The sequence below is a fragment of the Candidatus Alcyoniella australis genome (genome assembly GCA_030765605.1).
Lineage (GTDB): Bacteria > Lernaellota > Lernaellaia > JAVCCG01 > Alcyoniellaceae > Alcyoniella > Alcyoniella australis.
On the sequence record JAVCCG010000143.1, the window covers coordinates 1 to 21,449 of the forward strand.

Below are 21,449 nucleotides of genomic sequence, written 5' to 3' on the forward strand. Positions count from 1 at the left end.
CCGACCGGTCGGGGTTCGTCAAGGGCAAGAAGCTGCGGAAGATCGGCATGCACTCCCAAGATACGGCAGAGCACTTCTTCGAGGACTGCCGCATTCCGCTGGACAACATTCTCGGCGATGAGAACGCCGGGTTTCTCTACCTGATGCAGAAGCTGCAACAGGAGCGGCTGGTGGTGGCCTTGGGCTCCCAAGCCGCGGCCGAGCGCGTGCTGGACTGGACCATCGACTACACGCGCCAGCGCAACGCTTTTGGCAGGCCGCTGAGCAAGTTCCAAAACACGCAGTTCAAGCTGGTCGAGTGCGCGACCCAGGTGCAGATCGGCCGCACGTTTATCGACCGGCTGATCCTCGAGCACATGGCGGGCAAGCAGATCATCACCCAGACCTGCATGGCCAAGTACTGGAACTGCGAGATGTTCCAACGCGTGACCGACGTCTGTTTGCAACTCCACGGCGGCTACGGCTACATGACCGAATACCCGGTCTCCAAGGCGTTCATCGACGGCCGGATTCAGACGATCTACGCCGGAACCACCGAAATCATGAAGCTGATCGTGGCCAAGCAAATGGGATTTTAAAATCGATTAGGGACAGACCGGCTTAGTCGTTGATGATCCGTTCGCGGTCCGCTTTTCTCAGCGAGCGAAACACTAGGTCGTAGGAGTGGTCGATCATCTCGCGCAGCTCTTTGCGCGGGATCGAGCCGTCGAGGATCACGCTGTTCCAGTGGCGCTTGTTCATGTGATAGCCGGGGATTACCGATTCGTAGCGCGCGCGCAGCAGCTCGGCCAGGTCCGGGTCGCACTTGAGGTTGACGCGCAGCGGGTCGCCCTCCAGGCCCACCAAACCGTACATCTTATTACCGACCTTAAGCACCAGGGTTGTCTCGTCAAACGGAAACGTCTCTTCGGACCCGGCTTTGGCCGCGAAGTATTTACGTAGGGCGTCAAGCTTCATCCGCTAGTGTTCTCCAAAACTGTTTTCAACTGGATGATAAAGTAGGCGCTTGGGGCAAACAAACGGCCCGCCGGAAGCTTTCCCCCGGCGAGCCCGATGATTCACCCGCAGGGTCAGCGGTTATTGCCTCTTCCCGTGCAGCCCTGGGAATTACCAGGGCCTTGGCCCATGCCGTTGTGCAAGGCCATGCCCGAGCCGTGGCCCAGGCCCAAGCCGCGCATGCCGTGCTCGCCGTAGTACTCGCGTTGCTCCGGCGTCAGTACGTTGTCGATCTCAGCGCGCACTTGATATTGGAGCATCATCTTCTGCTCGTTGACCATGCTGCGTTCGGACCTGAAGCGCTCGATCCTGGCCATGTCCGCTGATTGCTTGGCCAGCTCGTTGTCGATCGCCACGTTCAGGTCGCGCACCTGGTTGCCAAGCGCGGTGAACTGCAGCGAGTGACTCTGGTAGATCGCCTCGATTTGTTGTTGTTGCTCGGCGCTCAGTTGCAGCTCATCGGGGACCATATTTGAACCGTGGCCTTGGCCGCGGGCCAGGGCGACGCCGCTGATCAACATCACGCTCAGGGCCGCGATCGCTACTAGCAATGTGTTGCGTCTCATCGTTTATCTCCTTGAGGACGGAAGTCGTTTTTAATCATGTCTCGATGATGCGCCAACGGCGGTTGGCGAGGTATGAGCTGAATCAGCAGCCGGTTGTTAAATTTTGGCGTGACGCAGGCGCAGGCTGTTGGTCACAACCGAGATCGAGCTCAGGGCCATGGCGGCCGCGGCGAACATCGGCCGCAGCGTAATCCCCAGCAGCGGGAAGAGCGCGCCGGCGGCAATCGGAATGCCGATGATGTTGTAGGCAAAGGCCCAAAACAGGTTTTGCTTGATGGTGCGCACGGTGCGGCGCGAGAGTTTAATTGCGCGCAGCACGCCGCCAAGCGATCCGGAGATCAGGGTGATCTGCGCGGTTTGCATCGCCACGTCCGTGCCCGTGCCGATGGCGATCCCCAGGTCGGCCGTGGCCAGGGCCGGCGCGTCGTTAATGCCGTCGCCCACCATCGCCACCACGTGCCCCTGCTGTCGAATACGTTGCACCGCGTCGGCCTTTTGCTCGGGACGCACGTCGGCCAACACTTGCTCGATCCCCAGTCGATCGGCCACCACGCGCGCCGCATGCTGGTTGTCGCCGCTGATCATGTAGACCTCGAGCCCGATCTTGCGCAGTCCGATGATCGCTTGGGTCGCGTCGGGCTTGAGCGGATCGGCCGCGGCGATCAGCCCGGCGAGCTGCTTGTCCAGCGCCAAATAGACCAGGCTGTTGCCCGCGGCCGTCAGCTCGCGGGCCTGCGGTTCGAGCAGCGATGTATCGATCCCGCGCTGCTTCAACAGCTCGCGGTTGCCCAGCAGCGCGTGCGTGCCGCGCACCTGAGCCTCGATTCCCAGGCCGGGCAGAGTTTTAAATTGCGAGGCGGGCGGAACCTCGATGTTCCGCTGCGCCGCCCGTTCGCGGATCGAGCGTCCCAAAGGATGCTCGGAACCCGACTCCACGGCCGCGGCATAACTCAGCAGCTCGTCCTTGCTCAGCACTCCGAGGGGCACTACGTCGCTGACCACGGGACGGCCGATGGTCAGCGTGCCGGTCTTGTCAAAGGCCACGGCGGTAATCTCCCGCGCGCGCTCCAACGCCTCGGGGCTGCGGATCAAAATCCCGGATGAGGCGCCGCGCCCGGTGCCGACCATGATCGCCGTGGGCGTGGCCAGACCCATGGCGCAGGGACAGGCGATGATCAGCACCGCGATTGCGTTGAGCAGCGCCGCGCTCAGCGCCGGCTGCGGACCGAGCACGTACCAGATTACGAAGGTCAGCGCGGACGCGGCGAGCACTACCGGCACGAAGATCGCGGCCACGCGGTCGGCCAGGCGCTGGATCGGCGCCTTGGCGCCCTGGGCCTGGCGCACGATGCGCACGATCTGCGAGAGGGTGGTCTCGTCGCCCACGCGCGTGGCGCGCATGCGAAATGCCGAACCAAGGTTGAGCGTGGCGCCGATCAGCTCGTCGCCCACTGCTTTGGCAATGGGGATCGATTCGCCGGAGATCATCGATTCATCGACAGTGCAGCTGCCCGCGGTCAGCTCGCCGTCCACGGGCAGGGACTCGCCGGGCCTGATCAGCAGCTCGTCGCCGGGGCGCACGGTGTCGATATCCACGTCGTGCTCGCCGCCGTCGCGCAGCAGGTGGGCAATGCGCGGCCGTAAGCCGATCAGCGCGCGGATCGCGTTGCCCGCACGCGCCTTGGCCCGCGACTCGAGCAGTCGACCCAGCAGCACCAGGGTGATGATCATTGCCGCCGAGTCGAAGTAGACGTCGGGCAGGCTGCCCGGCGCGTTGCCGAACAGCGAGGGGCGCAACGTGGCCAGGGCCGAGTATAAAAAGGCCGCGCTGGTGCCCAGCGAGACCAGGGTGTTCATGTCCGCGGTGCGATGCTTCAGGGCGATCCAGGCGCCGCGGTGGAACTGCGAGCCGACCCACAGATAGACCGGTAGGGTCAACAGCAGCAGCGCGATGTTCAGCGTGCCTCGCGGCAGGTCGGCGATCAGCGGAATCCAGCGGCCGAGCATCGGCAGCATGATCAGCGCCGAGAGCGCCACGCCGACCAGAAGCTTGCGCTTCAGAGCGCGCTGCTCGTGCTGGTCGGGTTCATCGGGTTGCTGTGAAGAGTTGACGCCCACCACACGATAGGCGCCTGCGGCCGCCACCGCAGCCTGCAATCCCTCCAGGTCGATCACCAGCGGGTCGAAGTCCACCTGCGCGCTCTCGCCGGCGAAGTTGACCGCGGCGAGTTTAACGCCCGGCGTGCTGCGCAGGCCGCTCTCGACCCGCGCCACGCACGAGGCGCAGCTCAGGCCGCTGATCTGTAGGTCGACCCGTTTGTCATCGGGTTGTTGTGCGGCGCTTGTCATGTGCGAAGATTACAGTCTGCACATGCGGCGGAATATGATTCAAATCAGAGGGGCCGCAGCTGCACCAGGGTCGCTCCCCACGATCCGGAATCGATCCCGGCCAGGCGATAAGACTCAACGTAGTCCAGCCCTTCGAGAATCGCCTGTACGCTGCGGCGCAAATTGCCGATCCCCTTGCCGTGGATGATTCGTACCTGCAATAGGCCCGCGGCGCGGCACTGCTCGAGGTAGTCCGGCACCAGGGTTTTGATATCGCGCGGGCTGAAGTGGTGCAGGTCGAGCACGCCGTCGATGGGCAGTCGCACGATCGTTCGCTCATCCATCTTCGGCCTCGGGCCGCTGGACCTGGTTGAGCCGCTGCAGCCGCGTGTGCGGCTCGCGATACCTGCGCCAGCAGGGCAAGCGGGTCAAGGTGGTGTAGGTCAGCAAGGCGTTGATCAAGCGCAGGCGGCTGAGGCGATTGGCGATCCAATACATCACGAACAGGCACAGCAGGAAGTAGGGGTACTGGATCAGCCAGTACAACGGCGAGCCCTCCAGGCTTTGCAACCACGGCAAGTGCTGCGCCAGCAGGTTCAAACTCCAGACGCCTACCGGGATCGTGGTCGTGTACCACAGCAGCACGGCCCAGGACTGGCCGCCCTGGATCGCCTGTTGGGGACACAACGACACGCAGCGCATGCAGCTCTCGCAGGAGAAGCTCCAGTAGGGGCGCGGATTTTTGCCGTGCATGCGGATCGCCTGGAACGGGCAGTTCTGCGCGCATAGCCCGCAGCCATCGCAGTCTTGGCTGGCGAATAAAACTTTGGCCAAAAAGAAACGTCCGAACAGCAGGTAGCCGATGGAGACCGGCAGCAGCAGCAATCCCAAGAGCAGGGGCACGATGCTGCGAAACTGACGCTTGCCATCGAGCACGTTGCCCACGAACTTCTCGGCCAGAGGCCGGTTGCGCTCGCCGATGGCCAGCGCGCTGCGCTCGGAGTAGCCGGGATGGAAGGTGATCCAGTTGCTGGGCATGTCAATGCCGCGCACTCCGCGAAGGTGATAGCCCTTGAGCGCCAGGATCAAGGCGATCAGATAGGCCGCGGTCCCTTCCAGCCCCGGCAGAAACAGCGGGCCGAACTTGGTGCCCGCGCGAGTCGCGGCTACCAGGGCATGGCGGTTTTTCGAGCGCGGCAGGCCAAGCGCGAAGCGGATCATTCCCCACGGCGCAGTGAACCCGTGGGTCGGCATCAGCAGGCCGACCAGGTTTTGGGCGCAATCGTCGGGAAACGGCGTGTCCGGAGCGCGATTGATCGGCACGGCCGTGGTCTCCACGGTTCGCTGTTGTGCCAGACGCGCCATCCACTGCGCAACACGCGCGGTATTGCCCGTGCCGCTGAGAAAGTACAGGGTGCAGCGGGAGTACGACACTTAGTCTGTTATACACTCAGACGATCGTGGCATGGAACAAGCACTGGTCAACGGAAGTCGAAAAGAGATGCGAAAACTAATTGTCGTTCTGTTGGTCTTGATCGCGGCAACGGCCTGGAGCGTTGCCCGGGGCGATCCCGCGGCCACTGTGGCCGACATCCGGCCGCCTGCGGGGTTCACGCGTTCGGCCGCGACCAACGGCTGGCAGCAATGGGTGCGATCGCTGGCGATAAAGCCCGAGGGCTCGCAGGTCGTGGATTATGCGGGCCGACCCATTGAACCGCCCAGCGCCCCGGCGTACTTGCTGGACGTGCCGCTACGCGGGCGATTTTGCCAGTGCGCGGATGTGGCGATAATGCTCTGGGCCGACTACAACGAACAACAGGGCCGCGACGAGCAGGTGAGCTTCAACTCGGTCTCCGGACAGCCGATGAAATTCGCCGATTTCCTACGCGGCGTACGCTACCTGTGCACCAGCGACGGCAGCCGGTTGCGAGCCGCGCACAACGGAACAGCGGTGGGGCCGCAGTACTCGCGCGAGCAGGCGTTCGAGGACTATTTGCAACAGGTCTTCACCTTTGCTGGGTCAGCCTCGTTGCACCGCGACCTGTCGCTGGTCGACCCCAAACAATTAATGCCGGGCGATATCTACGTGCAGCCGCCTAGCTCCAGCCCGGGAAGAATGGGACACGTGACGATCTTGCTCGATTTGGCGCGCAATGCTCAGGGGGATCCGATGCTGCTCACAGCCTACGGCTGGGTCCCGGCCATGAGTCCCTACATTCCACGGCCGGGCAGCGGACAGGGGCAGGGCGAATGGTTTAGCGAGCAGGGGCTCCACCAACACCTCGAGCCCTTTGGCCGGGGCTGGTGGCACAGGTGGTAAGCCTGTGAAAAATACCAAAGTGGATAGTTAACCCGAACTGCAACCACAAACATCTTAAAGCCTGAATAAACAGCTTGCGGGCGAGTGGTATATAAATTAAAGTCCGCATGCAGACAAATTAGATATGAGGACATGAAGATGGCTGATTGGAAAGATTTGCTGGCACAGGCTGACAGTGAAACTACACTGCAAAGGGCGCACGGCGCTGTTGGACAAAAGACTACATACAAGCCGGGCAAGGGTGGATTCGATCCGGCCAAGGCGCTGACCAAAAGCTGCGACTGTTCGGGATTCGTGGCCTGGGCCATCGGCATACCTCGCGAACTGCCCCCGGGCAGCGGACACTGGATGCAGACCACCAGCTACTGGCAGGGGGGCGGCAGCGCGGGCAGCGGACTGTTCGAACGCGCGCAGCTGGGCGACGCCGCGGCCGGGGACATCGTGGTCTATCCGGATTGGGGCAATCACCAGGGGCACATGGGTCTGGTCAGCGAGGTGGTTGACGGTCTCCCGACCAAAGTCATCCACTGCTCCTCGGGTAATTACAAGCGCCAAGGCGATGCGGTGGCCCAGACTGCGGCCGACGTGTTCAACAAGAATCCCAAGACCCGCGTGATGAAAATCGACTATGCGGCGTTGCGCGCGCTGTTCGACATTGCGCAACCCGACCCTGAGAACGATCCGTTGCCCAATCAAACGGTCAGGCTGATCGATCCGATCCTCGCCAACAATCCGACGTTGAAGCTGGTGGCGGCCGGCCTGCTCGAGCTCGAGTCCAGCGGCGGCCGGGTCTCGGGCTGCGAGGCGCTGCACGACGCACTCAACGCTCTGGCCGCGACCAAGCCGCAATACGCCGTTGACCTGGGCGCAAACCGGAAATATCGAGGGTACTACGGCCCCAAGACCGCGACGGCGGTCAAGAATTTTCAGCTCGACCACCAGCTTGCCGCCAGCGGCGAGCTCGACGCGGCTACCTTGCAGGCCCTGGATAGGGCGCTGCGTGATATTTCGCACCACGACACCACCGGAACGGGCGATGCGATCATCTGCAGGGTCGAGCGCCGCGGGGCTGATTGTTTCGCCAGAATGGACTGCGGGCCGCAGTTCTTCGTGGGCCGCCGCGTCTCCTACGAGGGCCGGATCGGCCTGGCCAACACGCGCTACGCCGACGGCGGCCGTTACGAGCCCGACGACTATCGCGAGCAATACGGGCACTGGGCCTACATGATCCACCCCACGGTGATCTGCGAGAGCAGGGGGCTGTTCAAGTGCCTGAACACCTACGACCGGGCGCGGATCACCTTCGGCTTTTACCAGCTGGCCGCCCACACGCCCAACGACAACTTCGTGCTGCTGCTGCGCGAGCTGCTCAAGACTCCGGCCGCGGCGCGCTATTTTCCCGACTTGGCCTGTGCGGACGGCCGCATCGTGCGCCAGATCGAGGGAGCGAACCAGAAGCTGGAGGACGATGCATCCACCGAGCTGCTGATGCAATATTTCAATCCCTCGGGCCAAGATGTGGAGCAGGTCGAGATCATTCAGGCGGCCAAACTGGTGCACTGGTGCGAGAACGATGCGGACCACCGCGGGGTGCAGGTGCGCGTGGCCATCGACAAGTTGATCAAGTCGATGCGTTCATACTCCAAATGCTACGGCCTTGACGGAGCGTTGGATATGGTCTGTGCTGCGGTGGCCGACATTCGGCACCAGGGACGCGGACGCAGCGTGGAGATCATCGAGGCCCTGGATACGGACGGAGACGAGGACCGGGCCTATCGCAACCTGCTCGAGATCGGCGCCGCGCACTTCCCCGGACGGGTCAAGACCCTCGACAACCGCATCGAGGCGATGGTCCAGGCCGGGATCATGGGCCAAAAGCGCTACAGCGCCCAGCGCGCCGAGTTCGTCTGATCGGCCGCGGCTGACGCAGCTCTCGCGTGCGGATTGTTCGCCGCGGCAGAATATTTATGAATAGTGCGGGCTAAAAATAGTAGTGGAAGCCGATGGTGCCGTACCCTCCGCCGTAGGTGCCGATACCCTGATATTTTCCCACGTCGGTGTATTGCAGACCGAACTCCAGGTCGAACCCCAAGTTGGGCAGCTCCTGGAAGAAGAACTCCACGCCGCCGAACCCCATCAGGATCAGGCCGGTGGAGGTGTCGTCGCGCTTTCCGTCGTCAACGTGGATGATCGAGACGCCCGGGCCTCCGCCCACGTAGAAGTTGCACCAGCTGTCCTGGACCAGGTTCGCCAGGAACTTGCCACCGAGGGTGAGGTTGCTGCCCTTGGTCTCGTCGTAGGAGCTGTAGTTGAACCCGGCGAGGATGTTCATCCCGAACATCTCGGTGAACCAGAACTTGGCCGAAAGCTCGTCAGTGGCGATGTAGTAGTCGGGCAGGGCCACCACGTCGTCGCTGATGAACGGGGTGCTGATCTGTTTGTTGTAGCCCACGCCGAGCCTTCCGGTCAGATCCTTGGCCGCGGCCGGAAATGGGGTCCACAGTAAAGCGCAGGCAATCAGTGCGATAAGGCTAAGTCTTATAAGGGTTTTTGTCATCAGCGGGAAACCTCCATCAATACCCTATTTGGTATTACAAACTTGATTCGGGTCAATATATTGGTATAGATTGTAGCATGTCAAGCAACATTAAACCCGCATTGTCCGCCGGGCCGGTCGTAGTGCAAGTTCGAGCTTGCCTGTGAGCGACGCAGGCAGCGCAACGGTCGCCGGGCTGGATATCGGCTCGAACACCGTGCGCCTGCTGCTGGCGCGGGTCGCGGGCCGCGAGCTTCACCAGCTGCTGCGCCTGCAGGGGATCACCCGTCTGGGCGGGGGGTTCGACCCCGATGTGGGTTTAAGTCCGGCGGCCATCGAGCGCACTGTGGTCTGCCTGGAACAAATACGAACGGAACTCGACACAGAAAAACTTCCGCCGCACGTTGCGTTGGCCACCAGCGCGGTCAGGCGCGCGGCCAACGCCGGGCAATTCATCGACCAGGTACTGCGGCGCACGGGATTTATCCTTGAGGTGATCGACGGCGCGCTTGAGGCGCAACTCACCGCCCGCGGCGTGCGCTCAAACCTGAGTCCGGTCGAGCCGTTTTGGCTGATCGACGTGGGCGGAGGCTCCACGGAGCTGGGTTTGTGGGGGAGCGACGAGGGGCGGGCGCGTAGCGTGGAGCTGGGTTGCATCAGCTTGCTCGACGCCGAGCTGCACGACGATCCGCCCAGCCGCGCGCAGCTGGAGAGCGCCGCACAGGCCGCCGGGCGGGCGATGGCGCAGATCGTTCGCGAGTTGAACGGAGAGCACGACGCAGCGGGCGGTGCGTTGGTGGCCGTGGCCGGCACCCCGACCACCTTGGCGGCGATGGAACTGGGGCTGCGCGAGTATCGCGCTGAACTCGTGCACGGCAGCTCGCTGAGTCGCGGCTCGTTGCTGCGCCTGCTGGACCTGCTCGCGTCGATGAACGCGGAGCAACGCAGCATGCTTCCGGGGATGGAACACGGTCGCGAGGACCTTATAATTCCGGGAATCCTGCTGTTGCTCGGGGCGTTGGACGCCCTGGGATTGGACCAACTGACGGTCAGCGACGCCGGACTGCTCGAGGGAGCGGCGCTGCTTGCGGCCGACAGGCGGTTCGGCGTTGATCAACGGCGATTCGTGACCGGAGGTCGGTTGACGATCCTTTGAACGTTTGACTAGACTTGAGCACCATTTACTCGCGCCGGCATCGAACAATGCGGAGCGAATTTCGGGGGGAGGTAATCCATGCGATTTCGTGAGCTGATGTCCTCGCAATCGGGGAAGATCAATTGGGTCAACATCGTGCTGTTGGCGATCCTGGGGTTGTTGATCTACGGCGGTTACACGTTTTTGCCGATCTACTTCGACAACCTCGAGATCAAACGTTTCATCGACGAACAGGTTCTGCAATCCGGCGTATACGAGGCCTCGGAGATCGAGCAGAACATCAAAGACAAGGCGGTCGAGATGGGGGTCGAGCCGCAGAACTTCGCGGTCAGCGTCTCCAAGGCCAACCAGAAGATCAGCATCAACTGCGAGTACAGCCGTATCGCCAAGTTTTTCGGTCAGGACGTGCGCCGTGATTTCGTGATCAAGGTCTACAACCAGCCGATTCGCATACCGGAATCAATCCAACCGCACAAGCATGGTGTGGCTTCGGACAACGACTAATCCCAGAGGTGACAGATGTTGCAGCCTGAGCTGAAAATCGGCCTGACATTCGACGATGTGCTGCTGGTGCCAGCAAAGAGCAACGTGCTCCCCAACCAGGTCGAGCTGCGTACGCGGCTGAGCCGCAACATCGAGCTACAGATCCCGCTGCTTTCGGCAGCGATGGATACCGTGACCGAGAGCGGCACAGCGATCGCCATGGCCCAGTTCGGCGGATTGGGCGTGATCCACCGCAATATGCCGATCCAGGACCAGGCGCTGGAGGTCGATCGGGTCAAGAAGGCGGTATCGGGGATGATCCTCAACCCGATCACCATGCAGCCCGATCAGCAGCTTCACGAGGCCACCGAGATCATGCAGCGCTATCACATCAGCGGCCTGCCGGTGGTCAGCAAGGGCAAGCTGGTCGGGATCTTGACCAACCGCGATTTGCGGTTCGTCAAAGACCTCGATCAGAAGATCAGCAAGGTGATGACCAAGCGCAACCTGATCACCGTACCTCCGGGCACGACCCTGGAGGAGGCCAAAGATCTGCTGCACCAAAACCGCATCGAAAAGCTGCCCGTGGTCGACGACCAGTTCCGACTCAAGGGATTGATCACGATCAAGGACATCGAGAAGTCAGAGCAATACCCCAATTCGGCCAAGGACGACCACGGCCGTTACATGGTCGGCGCGGCGGTCGGCACGGGCGAGGACACGCTGCAACGCGTCGCGGCGCTGCTGGACAAGAATTGCGATGTGATCGTGCTCGACACGGCTCACGGCCACTCCAAGGGCGTGATCGAGGTGCTTAAAAAGATCAAAGCGAGCTGGCCCGACGCCGAGGTGATTGCGGGCAACGTCGCCACCAAGGAGGGCACCTTGGCCTTGATCCGCGCCGGGGCCGACGCGATCAAGGTCGGCATGGGTCCGGGCTCGATCTGCACCACGCGGGTCGTGGCCGGCGTGGGCGTGCCGCAGATCTCGGCGGTGGACGAATGCGCGCGCGCGGCACGGCGTCACGATGTGCCGGTGATCGCCGACGGCGGAATCAAATACTCCGGCGACGCGGCCAAGGCTCTGGCCGCCGGCGCCCATACCTGCATGCTCGGCGGAATGCTCGCCGGCACCGAGGAGAGCCCGGGCGAGATCATTCTCTACCAGGGGCGCTCCTACAAGGTCTATCGCGGCATGGGCTCGATCGAGGCGATGAAGCAGGGCAGCGCCGACCGCTATCGTCAGGCCCAGACCTCGGACGAGTCCAAGCTGGTCCCCGAGGGGATCGAGGGGCGTGTGCCCTACAAGGGCTCGATCGGCGCGGTGCTGTTCCAGATGATCGGCGGTATCCGTTCGGGCATGGGCTACACCGGCTGCCGCACGATCGAGGAGATGCACACCAAAGGTCGCTTTATCCGCATCAGCAGCGCATCGCTGCGCGAGTCCCACGTGCACGATGTGATCATCACCAAAGAGGCGCCGAACTACCGGGTCGACTGATCCGAATATCGCACAACGCCCCAGACACAGAGCCCTGCGGGCCGGGGAACAACGGATGTCGGTAAGCGCCAGCACTTCAGCGGCGATCAAAGATAAAATCCTGATCCTCGACTTCGGCAGCCAGTACACTCAGCTGATCGCCAGGCGTGTACGCGAGCTGCGCGTCTATTGCGAGATCCATCCGTACAACATGCCGCTGGAGCGCGTCGAGCGTTTTGACCCGCGCGGGATAATCCTCAGCGGCGGGCCCTCGTCGGTCTACGACAAGGACGCGCCCAAGTGCGACCCGCGGATCCTCGATCTGCCGCTGCCGCTGCTGGGCGTGTGTTATGGCATGCAGCTTTTGACCCTGCACTTCGGCGGCGAGGTGGCCCGCGCCCAGCGCCGTGAGTATGGACGAGCCGAGCTGTTGGTCCGCGACGCGGGCGACCTGTTCCGCGGATTCGTACCCGGCGATCCGATCGTCGCCTGGATGAGCCACGGCGACCGCATCGAGCGGCTGCCCGCGGGTTTCGACGTGATCGCGCATTCGGAGAACTCGCCCTACGCGGCGGTGCGCGACGAGCAGCAGCGCGTGTTCGGCGTACAGTTCCATCCCGAGGTCGTGCATACCCCCCAGGGCAGCGAGATTATCGACAACTTCGTCCACGGCGTGTGCGGCTGCGGCTCGGATTGGACGATGCACAATTTCATCGAGGTCACGGTCGAGGCGCTGCGCAGTCGGCTGAGCCAGGGCCGGGTGGTGCTCGGCCTGTCCGGAGGCGTGGACAGCTCGGTGGTCGCACTGCTGTTGCACCGCGCGATCGGTGATCGGCTGACCCCGATCTTCGTCAACAACGGCGTGCTGCGGCTGCACGAGGCCCAGAAAGTCCAAGCCACGTTCCGCGATCGGCTGGGCGTCAAACTGGTCTACGTCGACGCCGAACAGCGCTTTTTGGACAAGCTCGCCGGAGTGATTGACCCCGAGCAGAAGCGCAAGGTGATCGGCGGCGAGTTCATCGCGGTGTTCGAGGAGTGCGCTGCGAAACTCGACGACGTGCGTTATCTGGCCCAGGGCACGCTATACCCGGACGTGATCGAGTCAGTGAGCTTCAAGGGCCCCTCGGCCACAATCAAGAGCCATCACAACGTCGGCGGGCTACCCGATCTGATGAGCCTCGAGCTGGTCGAGCCGCTACGCGAGCTGTTCAAGGACGAGGTACGCGAACTGGGCATCGAGCTGGGACTGACCCCGGATCTGGTCTGGCGCCACCCGTTCCCCGGACCGGGGCTGGCCGTGCGCATCGTCGGCGAGGTGACCCGCGAGCGCGTACAGACTCTGCAGTTGGCCGATCATATTATCACCGAAGAGATCGAGATCGCAGGCCTGGGCCGCGAGGTCTGGCAGGAATTCGGCGTACTGCTGCCGGTCAAGTCGGTAGGGGTGATGGGCGACGAGCGGACCTACGAATCGGTACTGGCCGTGCGCGCCGTGACCAGCCGCGACGGCATGACCGCGGACTGGGCGCGCCTGCCCCACGAGCTGCTGGGCCTGATATCAAACCGGATTATCAACGAGGTCGAGGGGATCAATCGCGTGGTCTACGACATCTCGTCCAAGCCGCCGAGCACCATCGAGTGGGAGTGATCCGGGGTCGGACCGGCGAACGGTTGCTTAGCTAATAATTCAGCGCGCGAGCGGGGGCGGCCAGCCTTGGATGGTCGTGAGTCTCCATACGCTCTTTTGACGCTTGGCAATGAAGTAGAGGTCGTAGGCCAAGTTTTGCTGATGCCTGATCACGCCGACCTGAACGTTCTCAATGTGGGTCATCGAGACGCCGATCTTGGCAGTGCCGCCGCCCTCTTCGATGCTGACGATCTCGTAGGAGGTCGGTCGGAAACCGGTGTAGAAATCCGAGAAGAACAGCTCCGACTTTTCGTCGATAAACAGATTGGGAAAGTCCTTGCGCGCCCGCGCCACCTGTTCGGCTTCGGCGCTGCCGGTGGCCGCCGCCGCCAGGTCTGGGTCGGACAGCGTAATGGCATAGGCCATGAAGGCCTCGACCGCGCCCGCGGGCGTCTTGGGACCAGCTTCGCCGCAGCCGACAAGCATGCACAACGCCAACGTCGCCAGGACAACTGAAGCAGCTCTCATCGATCAGACCCCCTGAGATAGTCGAATCCGTTGACCTCGATCATATCATCCAATACATCTTCGGCGCGGCTCGCGGTCGGGCCGAGGGGATTGCAGGTCAGCGCCAGCAGCGCCTTATCGCGGCTGCGTTCGCAATGCGCCTCGATCGTCAACCGCTCGTAGGCTTTGGCCGGAGCGATAAGCGCCAGCAAAGCGTCCTGCAACGGCTCGGTCGCCACCGGCACTGCACCACTTGTATTTAGCTTGCAGCTTATCTCTACAACGGCCTGCTCGTCCAGGTTCGGAATCGCTCCGGCATTGGCCACGTTGACGATGTGCTCGCGTCCCAGGTCGTTGGTGATCGTCTCGATCAGATCCACGGCGATTTTGGAGTAGAACGCGCCGCCGCGGTTTTCCAGGGCCGCGGGCTTAGTGTGCTGCGCGGGGTCGCGATAGATTTCGAGCAGCTCCTGTTCGATCAGCATTACCTCTTGGGCGCGGGTCTTGTCCTTGGACTTGAGCTGTTCGAGGATCCGGTCGGTGTAGTAGTAGTAGCGGTTGTAGTACATCGGGAACGCGCCCAGGGAATCGATCAGCCAAGGGTCGTAGGCCATGTCCGGGATGTTCGCCGGGCCCTCGGCCGTGTCGAAGATCGCCCGCAGCTTGTCGGTATGGTCCTCGCCGCGCACCAACACCTTGCGGATCCAACCCAGGTGGTTCAGGCCCACGAAGTCCAGATGAACCTCCGAGGGGTCGGCCTGCAGCACGGCGGCGACCAGCATCAGCGACTCGGTGGGTACGTTGCACAGGCCGATCGAATTGACTTTCCCGTGGTCGAGCAACGCCTGGGTAATTAGGCCTGATGGATTGGTGAAGTTGATCAGCCAGGCCTCGGGGCACAGCCGACGCATGTCCTCGCAGATCGACAGCGCCACGGGCAGGGTGCGCAACGCCTTGGCCATTCCGCCGACGCCGGTGGTCTCCTGGCCAATAAGCTCGTGGCGCAATCCCATCAGGATGTCCTGATGCCGCGCCGCCTGTTTGCCCACGCGGAACTGGCTGAGCACGAAGTCCGCGCCGTCCAATGCCCGCTCACGATCAAGGGTCGTGCTCACGCGTAGCGGTGATTTGTAGTGCTCGACCATTCGTTGACAGAACGGGCCGACGACCTCGAGTCGCTGCGGATCGATGTCCATCAATACGATCTCGCTATCCGCGAACAGCTCGGCACGCTGCAGCATGCCGTCGATGATCTCGGGTGTGTACGTGCTTCCGCCGCCGATAACGGCAATCTTCATCGTCTGTTTTCCTCTTTGTTCTGTCCGGGCGCGCTGTCGGCCGCCATCCCGTTGAATTGTAAATCGGTCTTGAAGTCAAAGGCGCTCATCAGCTCCAGCGTCTGCGTCAGTTTGTCACGGGAGACCAAAACGTGGAAGCCGTTGTTGAACACGCTGAATCCCAGGGCCGAAAGCTGGCGGCCCTCGCTGTGCGCCGCGATCCCCTCGGATTCGAGCAGCGCGACCAGGTGATCGGAGCGCGACATATTGTAAGTGCGATAGACCTCGACCATCGAGCCCCTGACCATCGGGCGCGTCTTGACCGACAAACGCTCTCCCACTCCGCTGACAATAAAAAGCGCGACAGCGGCCAGCACCACCAGCGCACTGGCCGCCACCCAGCCCTCACCTTTGGTGGAGACGATCAGCACGACGGTCATGATCGCGAACGGCAGCAGCATGCCCAGCTTGAGTTTGAAACCGGAACGCCGATCGTCCGCGGCAGAGTGTACATCGTAGAGTTCGCGGTCGCGGTCGGCCAGCCGATCGTGTTGGCACTGGGGACAGAAGCGCTCGTTGGGCGCGTACTCAAAGCCGCATTCCGGGCACTCCACCTGATACTCGCGGCCGCATTGCGGGCAGGAGCGATCCAGTTGGTCGGACTGGTTGCCGCATTCGAAGCAGGTCATGCCCTCGGCCTTGGACTTGTCGAACTCGATTTGAAAGCGGCAGCCGCAGCTCATGCAGATTGCGCTCTCCGCGCCGACCGGCGCGCCGCAGACCGGGCAGGGCAGCTTACGACGCTCCATCTACTCCTCTGGCGGTCGCCAGAGGTCCACCGGGAATTCGCACGGTGGCGGGTCGAACGGGAATTGCACCTTGGCGCCGATGCGCGCCGAGTGGTAGGCCGCGAGCATGATCAGCAGCACCTCGCGTCCGTCCTGCGCGGTCTCAAGCGGTTGCGCGTCGCCGCGCACGCAGGCGCTGAAGTGCTCGAACTCGCCCACGTAGCCGTGTTCGTACACGTCGTCGACCACCGGCCGCGTCCAGCCGCGGGCATCGTCGGGCAGCATGCCGTAGCCGGGGATGCTGAAAACGTCGAGCCCGGGATTGCTGAACGATTCGGCGCGACCCACGCCCTTGTCGCCGAACAGCTCGAGGGTCGAGTCCATGCCGCCGTGTTTGGCCCAACTGGCCTCGGCCACGCCCAGCACGTTGCCCTCGAACTCGATCTGCACGATGCAGTGATCGTCCAGCTGCGTGCGCTCGTGGTGCATTACAGTGTCGATCTGCGCGTACACGCTGCGCACCGCGGGCTTGTCCAGCAGCCAGCGAATGGTCTCGATGCTGTGGCAGCCCAAATCGACCATCGCGCCGCCGCCGGCCTCGCTGCGCGTAAAGAACCAATCGGAGTAGGGCCCGGCGTGCCGCTCGATCTGGCGCACCATGTAGGGCGATCCAAAGGCGCCCTCTGCGTGAAGCTGCTTGAGCCGTACGAAGCGCGGTACGAAGCACAGCTCCTCGGCGTACATCAGCAGCCGTTTATGTTCTGCGGCAGCGGCGATCAGCGCGTCGGCCTCGGCCAAGGTGTTGCACAACGGCTTCTCGAGCACCACGTGCTTGCCCGCGGACAGCGCCTCGAGCGCGATCGGCGCGTGGTACGCGTTGGGGAACGAGACGCAGACCACGTCGATGTCCTCGCGCTCTAGAATCCGATGGTAATCGTCGTACGCGTCGGGCACGCCCTTCCACTGGGCGAACATCTCGGCGTTGCTGTGCGAGCGGCTGGCCACGGCAGCGACCTGGGTCCCGGGCACGCGCGCCAGGGCGTCGAAGTGCGTGCGGCTGATCGAACCCGAGCCGATCAGGCCGTAGCGAACTTTTTGCATCTTTCTTCCTCCTGTGCGAGCGAGGTTATTTAAAATCGGCTCTGGGCCTTGATCGGCTTGTCCAGCAGTTCGTCCTGGCAGTCGTGGATTTTGACGATCGCCTCCAGCAGCTGATCCATGTCGCTTTGGTCGCCCATGAAGATCGGATAGTGCATCCACAGCGACTCGGCGTAGGCCGCGTGCTCGGCGTTGGGACAGCTGACCTGGTCGGCGGTCAGCTCATCGCCGTAACGCTCGCGGATCGTCGGGTAGTCGCTGGCGCGCAGTTTGAACAGCGCGTTTTGGTAGACCGGCACGTAGAAGTACGGGTCGTTTTCAAATCCCTCGGCAGTCAGCGCGGCGCTGAACTGATCGCGGGTGATCTCCCAGGCATCGGGCACGAACTTGAAAATGAACTGGTAGGCGTGCAGCCGCGTGATTCGCTCGTCCCACTTGAGGGTTTTTACATATCCCAGGCCGTCGAGCTTGTCGCTTAAGTAGCGGATGTTGCGCTCGCGGCGCAGGGTGTACTCCTCGAGCCGATCAAGCTGGCAGCAGAGCACCGCGCATTCCCACTCGGCCAGGCGGAAGTTCCAGCCGAAAAGCTGGTCCTCAAAGTTGCAGTAGAACTCTTCCTTGCGGCCGCAATTGATCAGGCTGTGGCACTTCTCCATCAGCTCGCGATCCGAGGTGATGATCATTCCACCTTCGCCCGCGGTGAGCAGCTTGCTCGACTGAAAGCTGAAGGTGCCCAGATGGCCGATGGAGCCCGCGCCGCGGCCTTTCCACTGGCCGCCGTGGGCGTGAGCGCAGTCCTCGACCACGATCAGGTCGTGCTTTTCCGCGATTTCCATCAGCCGGTCCATGTCGGCAAAACGGCAGCCCAGATGCACGGGGACGATCGCTTTTGTCTTGTCCGTGATCTTGCGCTCAACATCGTCGGGATCAATGCAGTAGGTGTCGGGGTCCACGTCGGCGAAAACCGGCACGGCGTTGATCAGCGCCGGGGCCTGGCAGGTGGCGATCCAGGTATAGGGGGTGGTAATTACCTCGTCGCCGGCCTTGACCCCTGCGGCGCGCAGGGCAACGTAGATCGCGTCGGTGCCGTTGGAGCAGGCGATGCCGTACTTGGCGCCCTGGAATTGCGCGAAGCGCTCGTTGAGCTTGGTGGCCCAGGTGTTGGGCGAGGGGTATCCGCCCCAGTTGCCGCTTTCCAGAACCTCGATCAAGGCCTTTTTCTCGGCATCGGAACCTTGGGGGTATTCGGCGAACGGTTCGCTGCGAACCGGCGTGCCGCCGTTAATCGCCAGTTTGGACATGCTGCTCCTCCGTTTCTACGAGCCGGGCGCGGTGTCCCGGAGATGAGTCCCAGGCGAAACTTTCGCCGGGCCGCTCGATCTCGCAAAGGATCTTGTACAGCCCCAGCAGGCTCGAGATGTTGTGCTGAACGTAGTCGATGCGGATGTCGTAATTATCGGTAGATTCGAAAAAACCGCCCAACGCCTTGTAGGGGTAACGCAGGTAGATCGCGTTAAAGCGGTTGAACTGGCAACGCTGTTGGAAAACGGCCGAGAGCTTGAGCGCCTCGAGCCAAGCGGACCCATCGTCGCCCGCGTACTGAGACAGGCGATAGGCAGCGGCCAGCCCCTCGGCGCGTGTAGCCGTGGGAGTAGACTGGGCGCGTCCGGAGAAGATTCCGTTGAGCTCCGGGTAGCGGTTGTCGCGCGACTGCTTGTCCACGATGCTGCGCGCCAGGCGATAGACGTGGGTCTTGTAGTGCTCGTGCGGCGCGATGCGGTACAGCTCGTTAAGCCCGATCATCAGCCAGTGGTCGGCCAGCAGCCGCTGGTCGGGCACGTCCTTGTCGCGCACGTTGATCAGCCAGTCCGCGCCGCGCACCGCGGTTTCGATGTAGCGTTGGTCGGGCTCGAACTGGTAGAGCCGCACCAGACCCAAAATCGCTTCGCCCGGGTAGTACATCGAATCGAACTGCTCGTCGGGTCCGGATTCCAGGTCGTACTTGCTGACGAAGTGGCCGTCGGGCTCCTGGGCCGCCATCAGGTATTGGGCGAGCTGACGGGCGCGGCCGATAAACTGGGTATCGTGGCTAAGCTCGGTGTACTTGCAGATCGCGATCAACGCCAGGCCGTTGCCGCCGAGCTTGACCACCTGTCGCGATTGGCCGCGCTTCATTTTGGTCGAGACCACGGCGTAATAGGCCTCGTCCGCGAGTTTGACCGGCTCGACCTTGGTCATCAGGAAGCCCAGGGCGTCGCGCGCCTTGTCGCGCAGTCGCACATCGCCGCTGACCTGGTACAGCTCCATCATTGCGTAGATCGTGCCCGCGTGGCGCAGCAGGTTGTACGATGGGGACTGCTTGTCCAGCTGCGGACGGTAGGTGTAGACGAACTTGCCCTCGTCGTCCGTGATCGTAATCAGATAGTCGCCGCCGTTTTTGCAGGCGCGTTGGAGTCCGGCGCTGGATGTGTCCAGCTCGAGCGGCAGGCCGCGCGCGTAGACCACGAGGCGCGAGCTGTCGTCGGGATGCTCGGAAAAATCGACGAAATCGACGAAACAGAACTGAAGCCCCTCGACCGTGCCGTCGAGGCAGTCGTTCATGATCTTGCCGTAGACCCGGATCTCGAGATAATTCTTAAAGGCGTTTTTCCGACGGCGGCCGTCGTCGCCCATCAGGTAGTGGCTGAGCACCTCCTCGGGCGTGAAGACCATCAACGGTCTGGTGTCGAACAGCAGCCCCTGGCGACTCATGTCATAACGATACTTGCGGACCGAGCCCCAGGCCTGCTGCGAACCGGTGGAGTCGACCACCGCGATTCTAATCCAGCCGCCAACGAGCGAGCGTTGACGATCCATCCGCTTGAGCACCGAACAGGCCGCGACCACCGATTCGTAGATGTTTTGCTCGTCGCCGTGGGCCACCAGCGCGGGCAGTTTATCCAAAGCCACGCTGATTACCAGCGGTCGGCGACCGCGCTTGAACAGCTCGGGGAATTCATCGCGCTTGGGCGGCTGGGGCGTGCCGTACAGCTCGCCGCGAGCCACTTGGAGCAGGTAACTCATCTGGGCCTGGTCCAGCTCCAGCGACGTAAGCTCGTAGAATCCGCCTTGCCCCAGGCGGCATTGCGGAGGTCCGCAGCTCAGCGTACCCAGGGCGCAAAGTACGGCCAGAGCAATGAAAATTACTATAAATCGGAGGTGTTTCATGATTGGAAAATTCCTTAGAGAACAGGCAAGAATCCTAACAGCGCGTTGCCGCGGGTGTCAACGTTGATCCAGCCGCTCCAACCGTCGAATCAGGCTGATGAACAGCTTGCTAATTTACAGTTGACCGAATATGAACAGGGCTCTGAGCCAATGCGGAAAAATGCCGAGGAGGCGGATCACCCGATGAACGATTGGCCGATCGAAAAGGGTTTTACACCAGTGGTGGCCCAGGCGTTGCGCAAAGCGGTGGAGTCCGCGCCCCGCGGCGCGATCCTCGCGCTGGATTGGGACGAGACCTGCGTACACGGCGACGCCGGGGATTCGGTGTTCTGGGGCATGGCCCTGGAGCTGCTCTACGCTGTGGACCAGCCGTGCTTCTGGGAACTGATGGACCAGGGCGAATCCGCGCGGGCAGCACGTGCCGCAATCCAGAGTCGCGACGGCGATGCCCTGTGCTGCGCAATCAGCGAGCGTTACGAGCAGGTGCTCGCACAGCAGGGTCCGCAGAGCGCCTACACCTGGCAAAGCCGGTTGCTGGCCGGGCTCACGCCGTTGCAGCTCTCGCGCCGCATTCGACGTGTGCTGCGAGCGCAGGTCGGGCAGCCGCCCGGGCTGCACAGGTTGGCGGACGGACGGCAGATCCGCCTGGGAATGACTGCGCGTGCGCCGATGCGCGATCTGGCGCATCTGGCGCGTAAGCACGGGATGCGCGTCGTGGTTATCTCCGTGAGCCACGTCCAGGCTGTGCTCGCGGCGGCCGAGCTGACAAAGTTTCCCGCGCACCTGGTGTTGGGCAACCGGACCCATCCGCGCGGAGATCGCCTAGGCATGCGGCTGGCGATTCCGGTGATCTACGGGCCGGGCAAGGTCGCGGCGCTGCGCATGGCATGCGGTGCTGATCCCTGGATCGCAATCGGCGACTCGGACTTCGATCTGCCGCTACTGCAATCGGCTCGCTGCCTGGGCATGCTGATACATCCGCTGGACCCCGCGCTGATAAAGCGCGCCGCAGAGCTGGGGATCATGGTCGAGCCGCGCCCATCCGGGCATTGATCTGTCCAATGGGCGGTAATATCATGAG

The 21,449-nt window shown here is 62.7% G+C and carries 20 protein-coding genes; 8 read left to right on the forward strand and 12 right to left on the reverse strand.

Features of this window, described 5'->3' with window-relative positions; all coding sequences use genetic code 11:
- A partial coding sequence (locus tag P9M14_17275; GenBank protein MDP8257500.1) for an acyl-CoA dehydrogenase family protein occupies positions 1–578 on the forward strand: 578 nt, incomplete at its 5' end.
- Positions 579–600: 22 nt separating this feature from the next.
- On the opposite strand, the gene P9M14_17280 is transcribed toward P9M14_17275, so the two are convergent.
- From P9M14_17280 to P9M14_17300, 5 genes are all read right to left on the reverse strand, one after another.
- Positions 601–957 carry an MmcQ/YjbR family DNA-binding protein gene (locus tag P9M14_17280; protein MDP8257501.1) on the reverse strand — a complete coding sequence of 119 codons (357 nt, stop codon included), beginning with the start codon at positions 955–957 and terminating at the stop codon, positions 601–603.
- A 113-nt stretch (positions 958–1,070) separates the two neighbouring features.
- On the reverse strand, positions 1,071–1,562 hold the full coding sequence (locus P9M14_17285) for a periplasmic heavy metal sensor (GenBank protein ID MDP8257502.1): 492 nt from the start codon (positions 1,560–1,562) through the stop codon (positions 1,071–1,073).
- Between the two features lie 96 nt (positions 1,563–1,658).
- Positions 1,659–3,911, reverse strand: a complete 2,253-nt coding sequence (locus tag P9M14_17290; GenBank protein ID MDP8257503.1) for a heavy metal translocating P-type ATPase — start codon at positions 3,909–3,911, stop codon at positions 1,659–1,661.
- 44 nt (positions 3,912–3,955) lie between these two features.
- Positions 3,956–4,234, reverse strand: coding sequence for a Smr/MutS family protein (locus P9M14_17295; GenBank protein MDP8257504.1), 279 nt, complete (start codon positions 4,232–4,234; stop codon positions 3,956–3,958).
- Positions 4,227–5,324, reverse strand: a complete 1,098-nt coding sequence (locus P9M14_17300) for an EFR1 family ferrodoxin (GenBank protein MDP8257505.1) — start codon at positions 5,322–5,324, stop codon at positions 4,227–4,229. Before P9M14_17300 ends, P9M14_17295 begins: the two co-directional genes overlap by 8 nt.
- A 67-nt stretch (positions 5,325–5,391) precedes the next feature.
- Between P9M14_17300 and P9M14_17305 the strand changes: the two genes are divergently transcribed.
- Positions 5,392–6,210, forward strand: a complete 819-nt coding sequence (locus tag P9M14_17305; GenBank protein ID MDP8257506.1) for a DUF4846 domain-containing protein — start codon at positions 5,392–5,394, stop codon at positions 6,208–6,210.
- Between the two features lie 138 nt (positions 6,211–6,348).
- A complete protein-coding gene (locus P9M14_17310) occupies positions 6,349–8,121 on the forward strand; it encodes a peptidoglycan-binding protein (protein MDP8257507.1) in 1,773 nt (590 codons plus the stop codon).
- Between the two features lie 70 nt (positions 8,122–8,191).
- On the opposite strand, the gene P9M14_17315 is transcribed toward P9M14_17310, so the two are convergent.
- Positions 8,192–8,767, reverse strand: a complete 576-nt coding sequence (locus P9M14_17315; GenBank protein MDP8257508.1) for a hypothetical protein — start codon at positions 8,765–8,767, stop codon at positions 8,192–8,194.
- A 142-nt stretch (positions 8,768–8,909) separates the two neighbouring features.
- On the opposite strand from P9M14_17315, the gene P9M14_17320 reads away from it, so the two are divergent.
- From P9M14_17320 to guaA, 4 genes are all read left to right on the forward strand, one after another.
- The gene (locus tag P9M14_17320) at positions 8,910–9,902 is read left to right on the forward strand and encodes a hypothetical protein (protein MDP8257509.1); all 993 of its coding nucleotides are present in this window, start codon (positions 8,910–8,912) and stop codon (positions 9,900–9,902) included.
- A 78-nt stretch (positions 9,903–9,980) separates the two neighbouring features.
- Positions 9,981–10,406 carry a hypothetical protein gene (locus P9M14_17325; GenBank protein MDP8257510.1) on the forward strand — a complete coding sequence of 142 codons (426 nt, stop codon included), beginning with the start codon at positions 9,981–9,983 and terminating at the stop codon, positions 10,404–10,406.
- Between the two features lie 15 nt (positions 10,407–10,421).
- Positions 10,422–11,885, forward strand: a complete 1,464-nt coding sequence (gene guaB / locus P9M14_17330; protein MDP8257511.1) for an IMP dehydrogenase — start codon at positions 10,422–10,424, stop codon at positions 11,883–11,885.
- Between the two features lie 55 nt (positions 11,886–11,940).
- Positions 11,941–13,512: a glutamine-hydrolyzing GMP synthase gene (gene guaA / locus P9M14_17335; GenBank protein ID MDP8257512.1), complete on the forward strand. Its 1,572-nt coding sequence runs from the start codon at positions 11,941–11,943 to the stop codon at positions 13,510–13,512.
- Positions 13,513–13,551: 39 nt separating this feature from the next.
- Here guaA and P9M14_17340 read toward each other — a convergent pair whose 3' ends face one another.
- Genes P9M14_17340 through P9M14_17365 form a run of 6 tightly spaced genes read right to left on the reverse strand, consistent with a single transcriptional unit; the run spans position 13,552 to position 20,368 of the window.
- Positions 13,552–14,019, reverse strand: a complete 468-nt coding sequence (locus tag P9M14_17340) for a hypothetical protein (protein ID MDP8257513.1) — start codon at positions 14,017–14,019, stop codon at positions 13,552–13,554.
- A complete protein-coding gene (locus P9M14_17345; GenBank protein ID MDP8257514.1) occupies positions 14,016–15,296 on the reverse strand; it encodes a 6-phospho-beta-glucosidase in 1,281 nt (426 codons plus the stop codon). Before P9M14_17345 ends, P9M14_17340 begins: the two co-directional genes overlap by 4 nt.
- Positions 15,293–16,084 (reverse strand): hypothetical protein, encoded by a 792-nt coding sequence (locus tag P9M14_17350; GenBank protein ID MDP8257515.1) that lies wholly within the window; start codon positions 16,082–16,084, stop codon positions 15,293–15,295. Before P9M14_17350 ends, P9M14_17345 begins: the two co-directional genes overlap by 4 nt.
- Positions 16,085–17,164, reverse strand: a complete 1,080-nt coding sequence (locus P9M14_17355) for a Gfo/Idh/MocA family oxidoreductase (protein MDP8257516.1) — start codon at positions 17,162–17,164, stop codon at positions 16,085–16,087.
- Positions 17,165–17,193: 29 nt separating this feature from the next.
- Positions 17,194–18,462, reverse strand: coding sequence for a DegT/DnrJ/EryC1/StrS family aminotransferase (locus P9M14_17360; protein ID MDP8257517.1), 1,269 nt, complete (start codon positions 18,460–18,462; stop codon positions 17,194–17,196).
- On the reverse strand, positions 18,443–20,368 hold the full coding sequence (locus P9M14_17365) for a glycoside hydrolase family 127 protein (protein ID MDP8257518.1): 1,926 nt from the start codon (positions 20,366–20,368) through the stop codon (positions 18,443–18,445). Before P9M14_17365 ends, P9M14_17360 begins: the two co-directional genes overlap by 20 nt.
- Before the next feature lie 183 nt (positions 20,369–20,551).
- On the opposite strand from P9M14_17365, the gene P9M14_17370 reads away from it, so the two are divergent.
- On the forward strand, positions 20,552–21,421 hold the full coding sequence (locus P9M14_17370) for a haloacid dehalogenase-like hydrolase (GenBank protein ID MDP8257519.1): 870 nt from the start codon (positions 20,552–20,554) through the stop codon (positions 21,419–21,421).
- The last annotated feature ends 28 nt before the right edge of the window (positions 21,422–21,449 follow it).

Bases quoted from the DNA above. Each gene is read 5' to 3' on its own strand.
- P9M14_17280 (MDP8257501.1), bottom strand. From the start codon at position 957: ATGAAGCTTGACGCCCTACGTAAATACTTCGCGGCCAAAGCCGGGTCC.
- P9M14_17285 (MDP8257502.1), bottom strand. From the start codon at position 1,562: ATGAGACGCAACACATTGCTAGTAGCGATCGCGGCCCTGAGCGTGATG.
- P9M14_17290 (MDP8257503.1), bottom strand. From the start codon at position 3,911: ATGACAAGCGCCGCACAACAACCCGATGACAAACGGGTCGACCTACAG.
- P9M14_17295 (MDP8257504.1), bottom strand. From the start codon at position 4,234: ATGGATGAGCGAACGATCGTGCGACTGCCCATCGACGGCGTGCTCGAC.
- P9M14_17305 (MDP8257506.1), top strand. From the start codon at position 5,392: ATGCGAAAACTAATTGTCGTTCTGTTGGTCTTGATCGCGGCAACGGCC.
- P9M14_17310 (MDP8257507.1), top strand. From the start codon at position 6,349: ATGGCTGATTGGAAAGATTTGCTGGCACAGGCTGACAGTGAAACTACA.
- P9M14_17315 (MDP8257508.1), bottom strand. From the start codon at position 8,767: ATGACAAAAACCCTTATAAGACTTAGCCTTATCGCACTGATTGCCTGC.
- P9M14_17325 (MDP8257510.1), top strand. From the start codon at position 9,981: ATGCGATTTCGTGAGCTGATGTCCTCGCAATCGGGGAAGATCAATTGG.
- guaB (MDP8257511.1), top strand. From the start codon at position 10,422: ATGTTGCAGCCTGAGCTGAAAATCGGCCTGACATTCGACGATGTGCTG.
- guaA (MDP8257512.1), top strand. From the start codon at position 11,941: ATGTCGGTAAGCGCCAGCACTTCAGCGGCGATCAAAGATAAAATCCTG.
- P9M14_17340 (MDP8257513.1), bottom strand. From the start codon at position 14,019: ATGAGAGCTGCTTCAGTTGTCCTGGCGACGTTGGCGTTGTGCATGCTT.
- P9M14_17345 (MDP8257514.1), bottom strand. From the start codon at position 15,296: ATGAAGATTGCCGTTATCGGCGGCGGAAGCACGTACACACCCGAGATC.
- P9M14_17350 (MDP8257515.1), bottom strand. From the start codon at position 16,084: ATGGAGCGTCGTAAGCTGCCCTGCCCGGTCTGCGGCGCGCCGGTCGGC.
- P9M14_17355 (MDP8257516.1), bottom strand. From the start codon at position 17,164: ATGCAAAAAGTTCGCTACGGCCTGATCGGCTCGGGTTCGATCAGCCGC.
- P9M14_17360 (MDP8257517.1), bottom strand. From the start codon at position 18,462: ATGTCCAAACTGGCGATTAACGGCGGCACGCCGGTTCGCAGCGAACCG.
- P9M14_17365 (MDP8257518.1), bottom strand. From the start codon at position 20,368: ATGAAACACCTCCGATTTATAGTAATTTTCATTGCTCTGGCCGTACTT.
- P9M14_17370 (MDP8257519.1), top strand. From the start codon at position 20,552: ATGAACGATTGGCCGATCGAAAAGGGTTTTACACCAGTGGTGGCCCAG.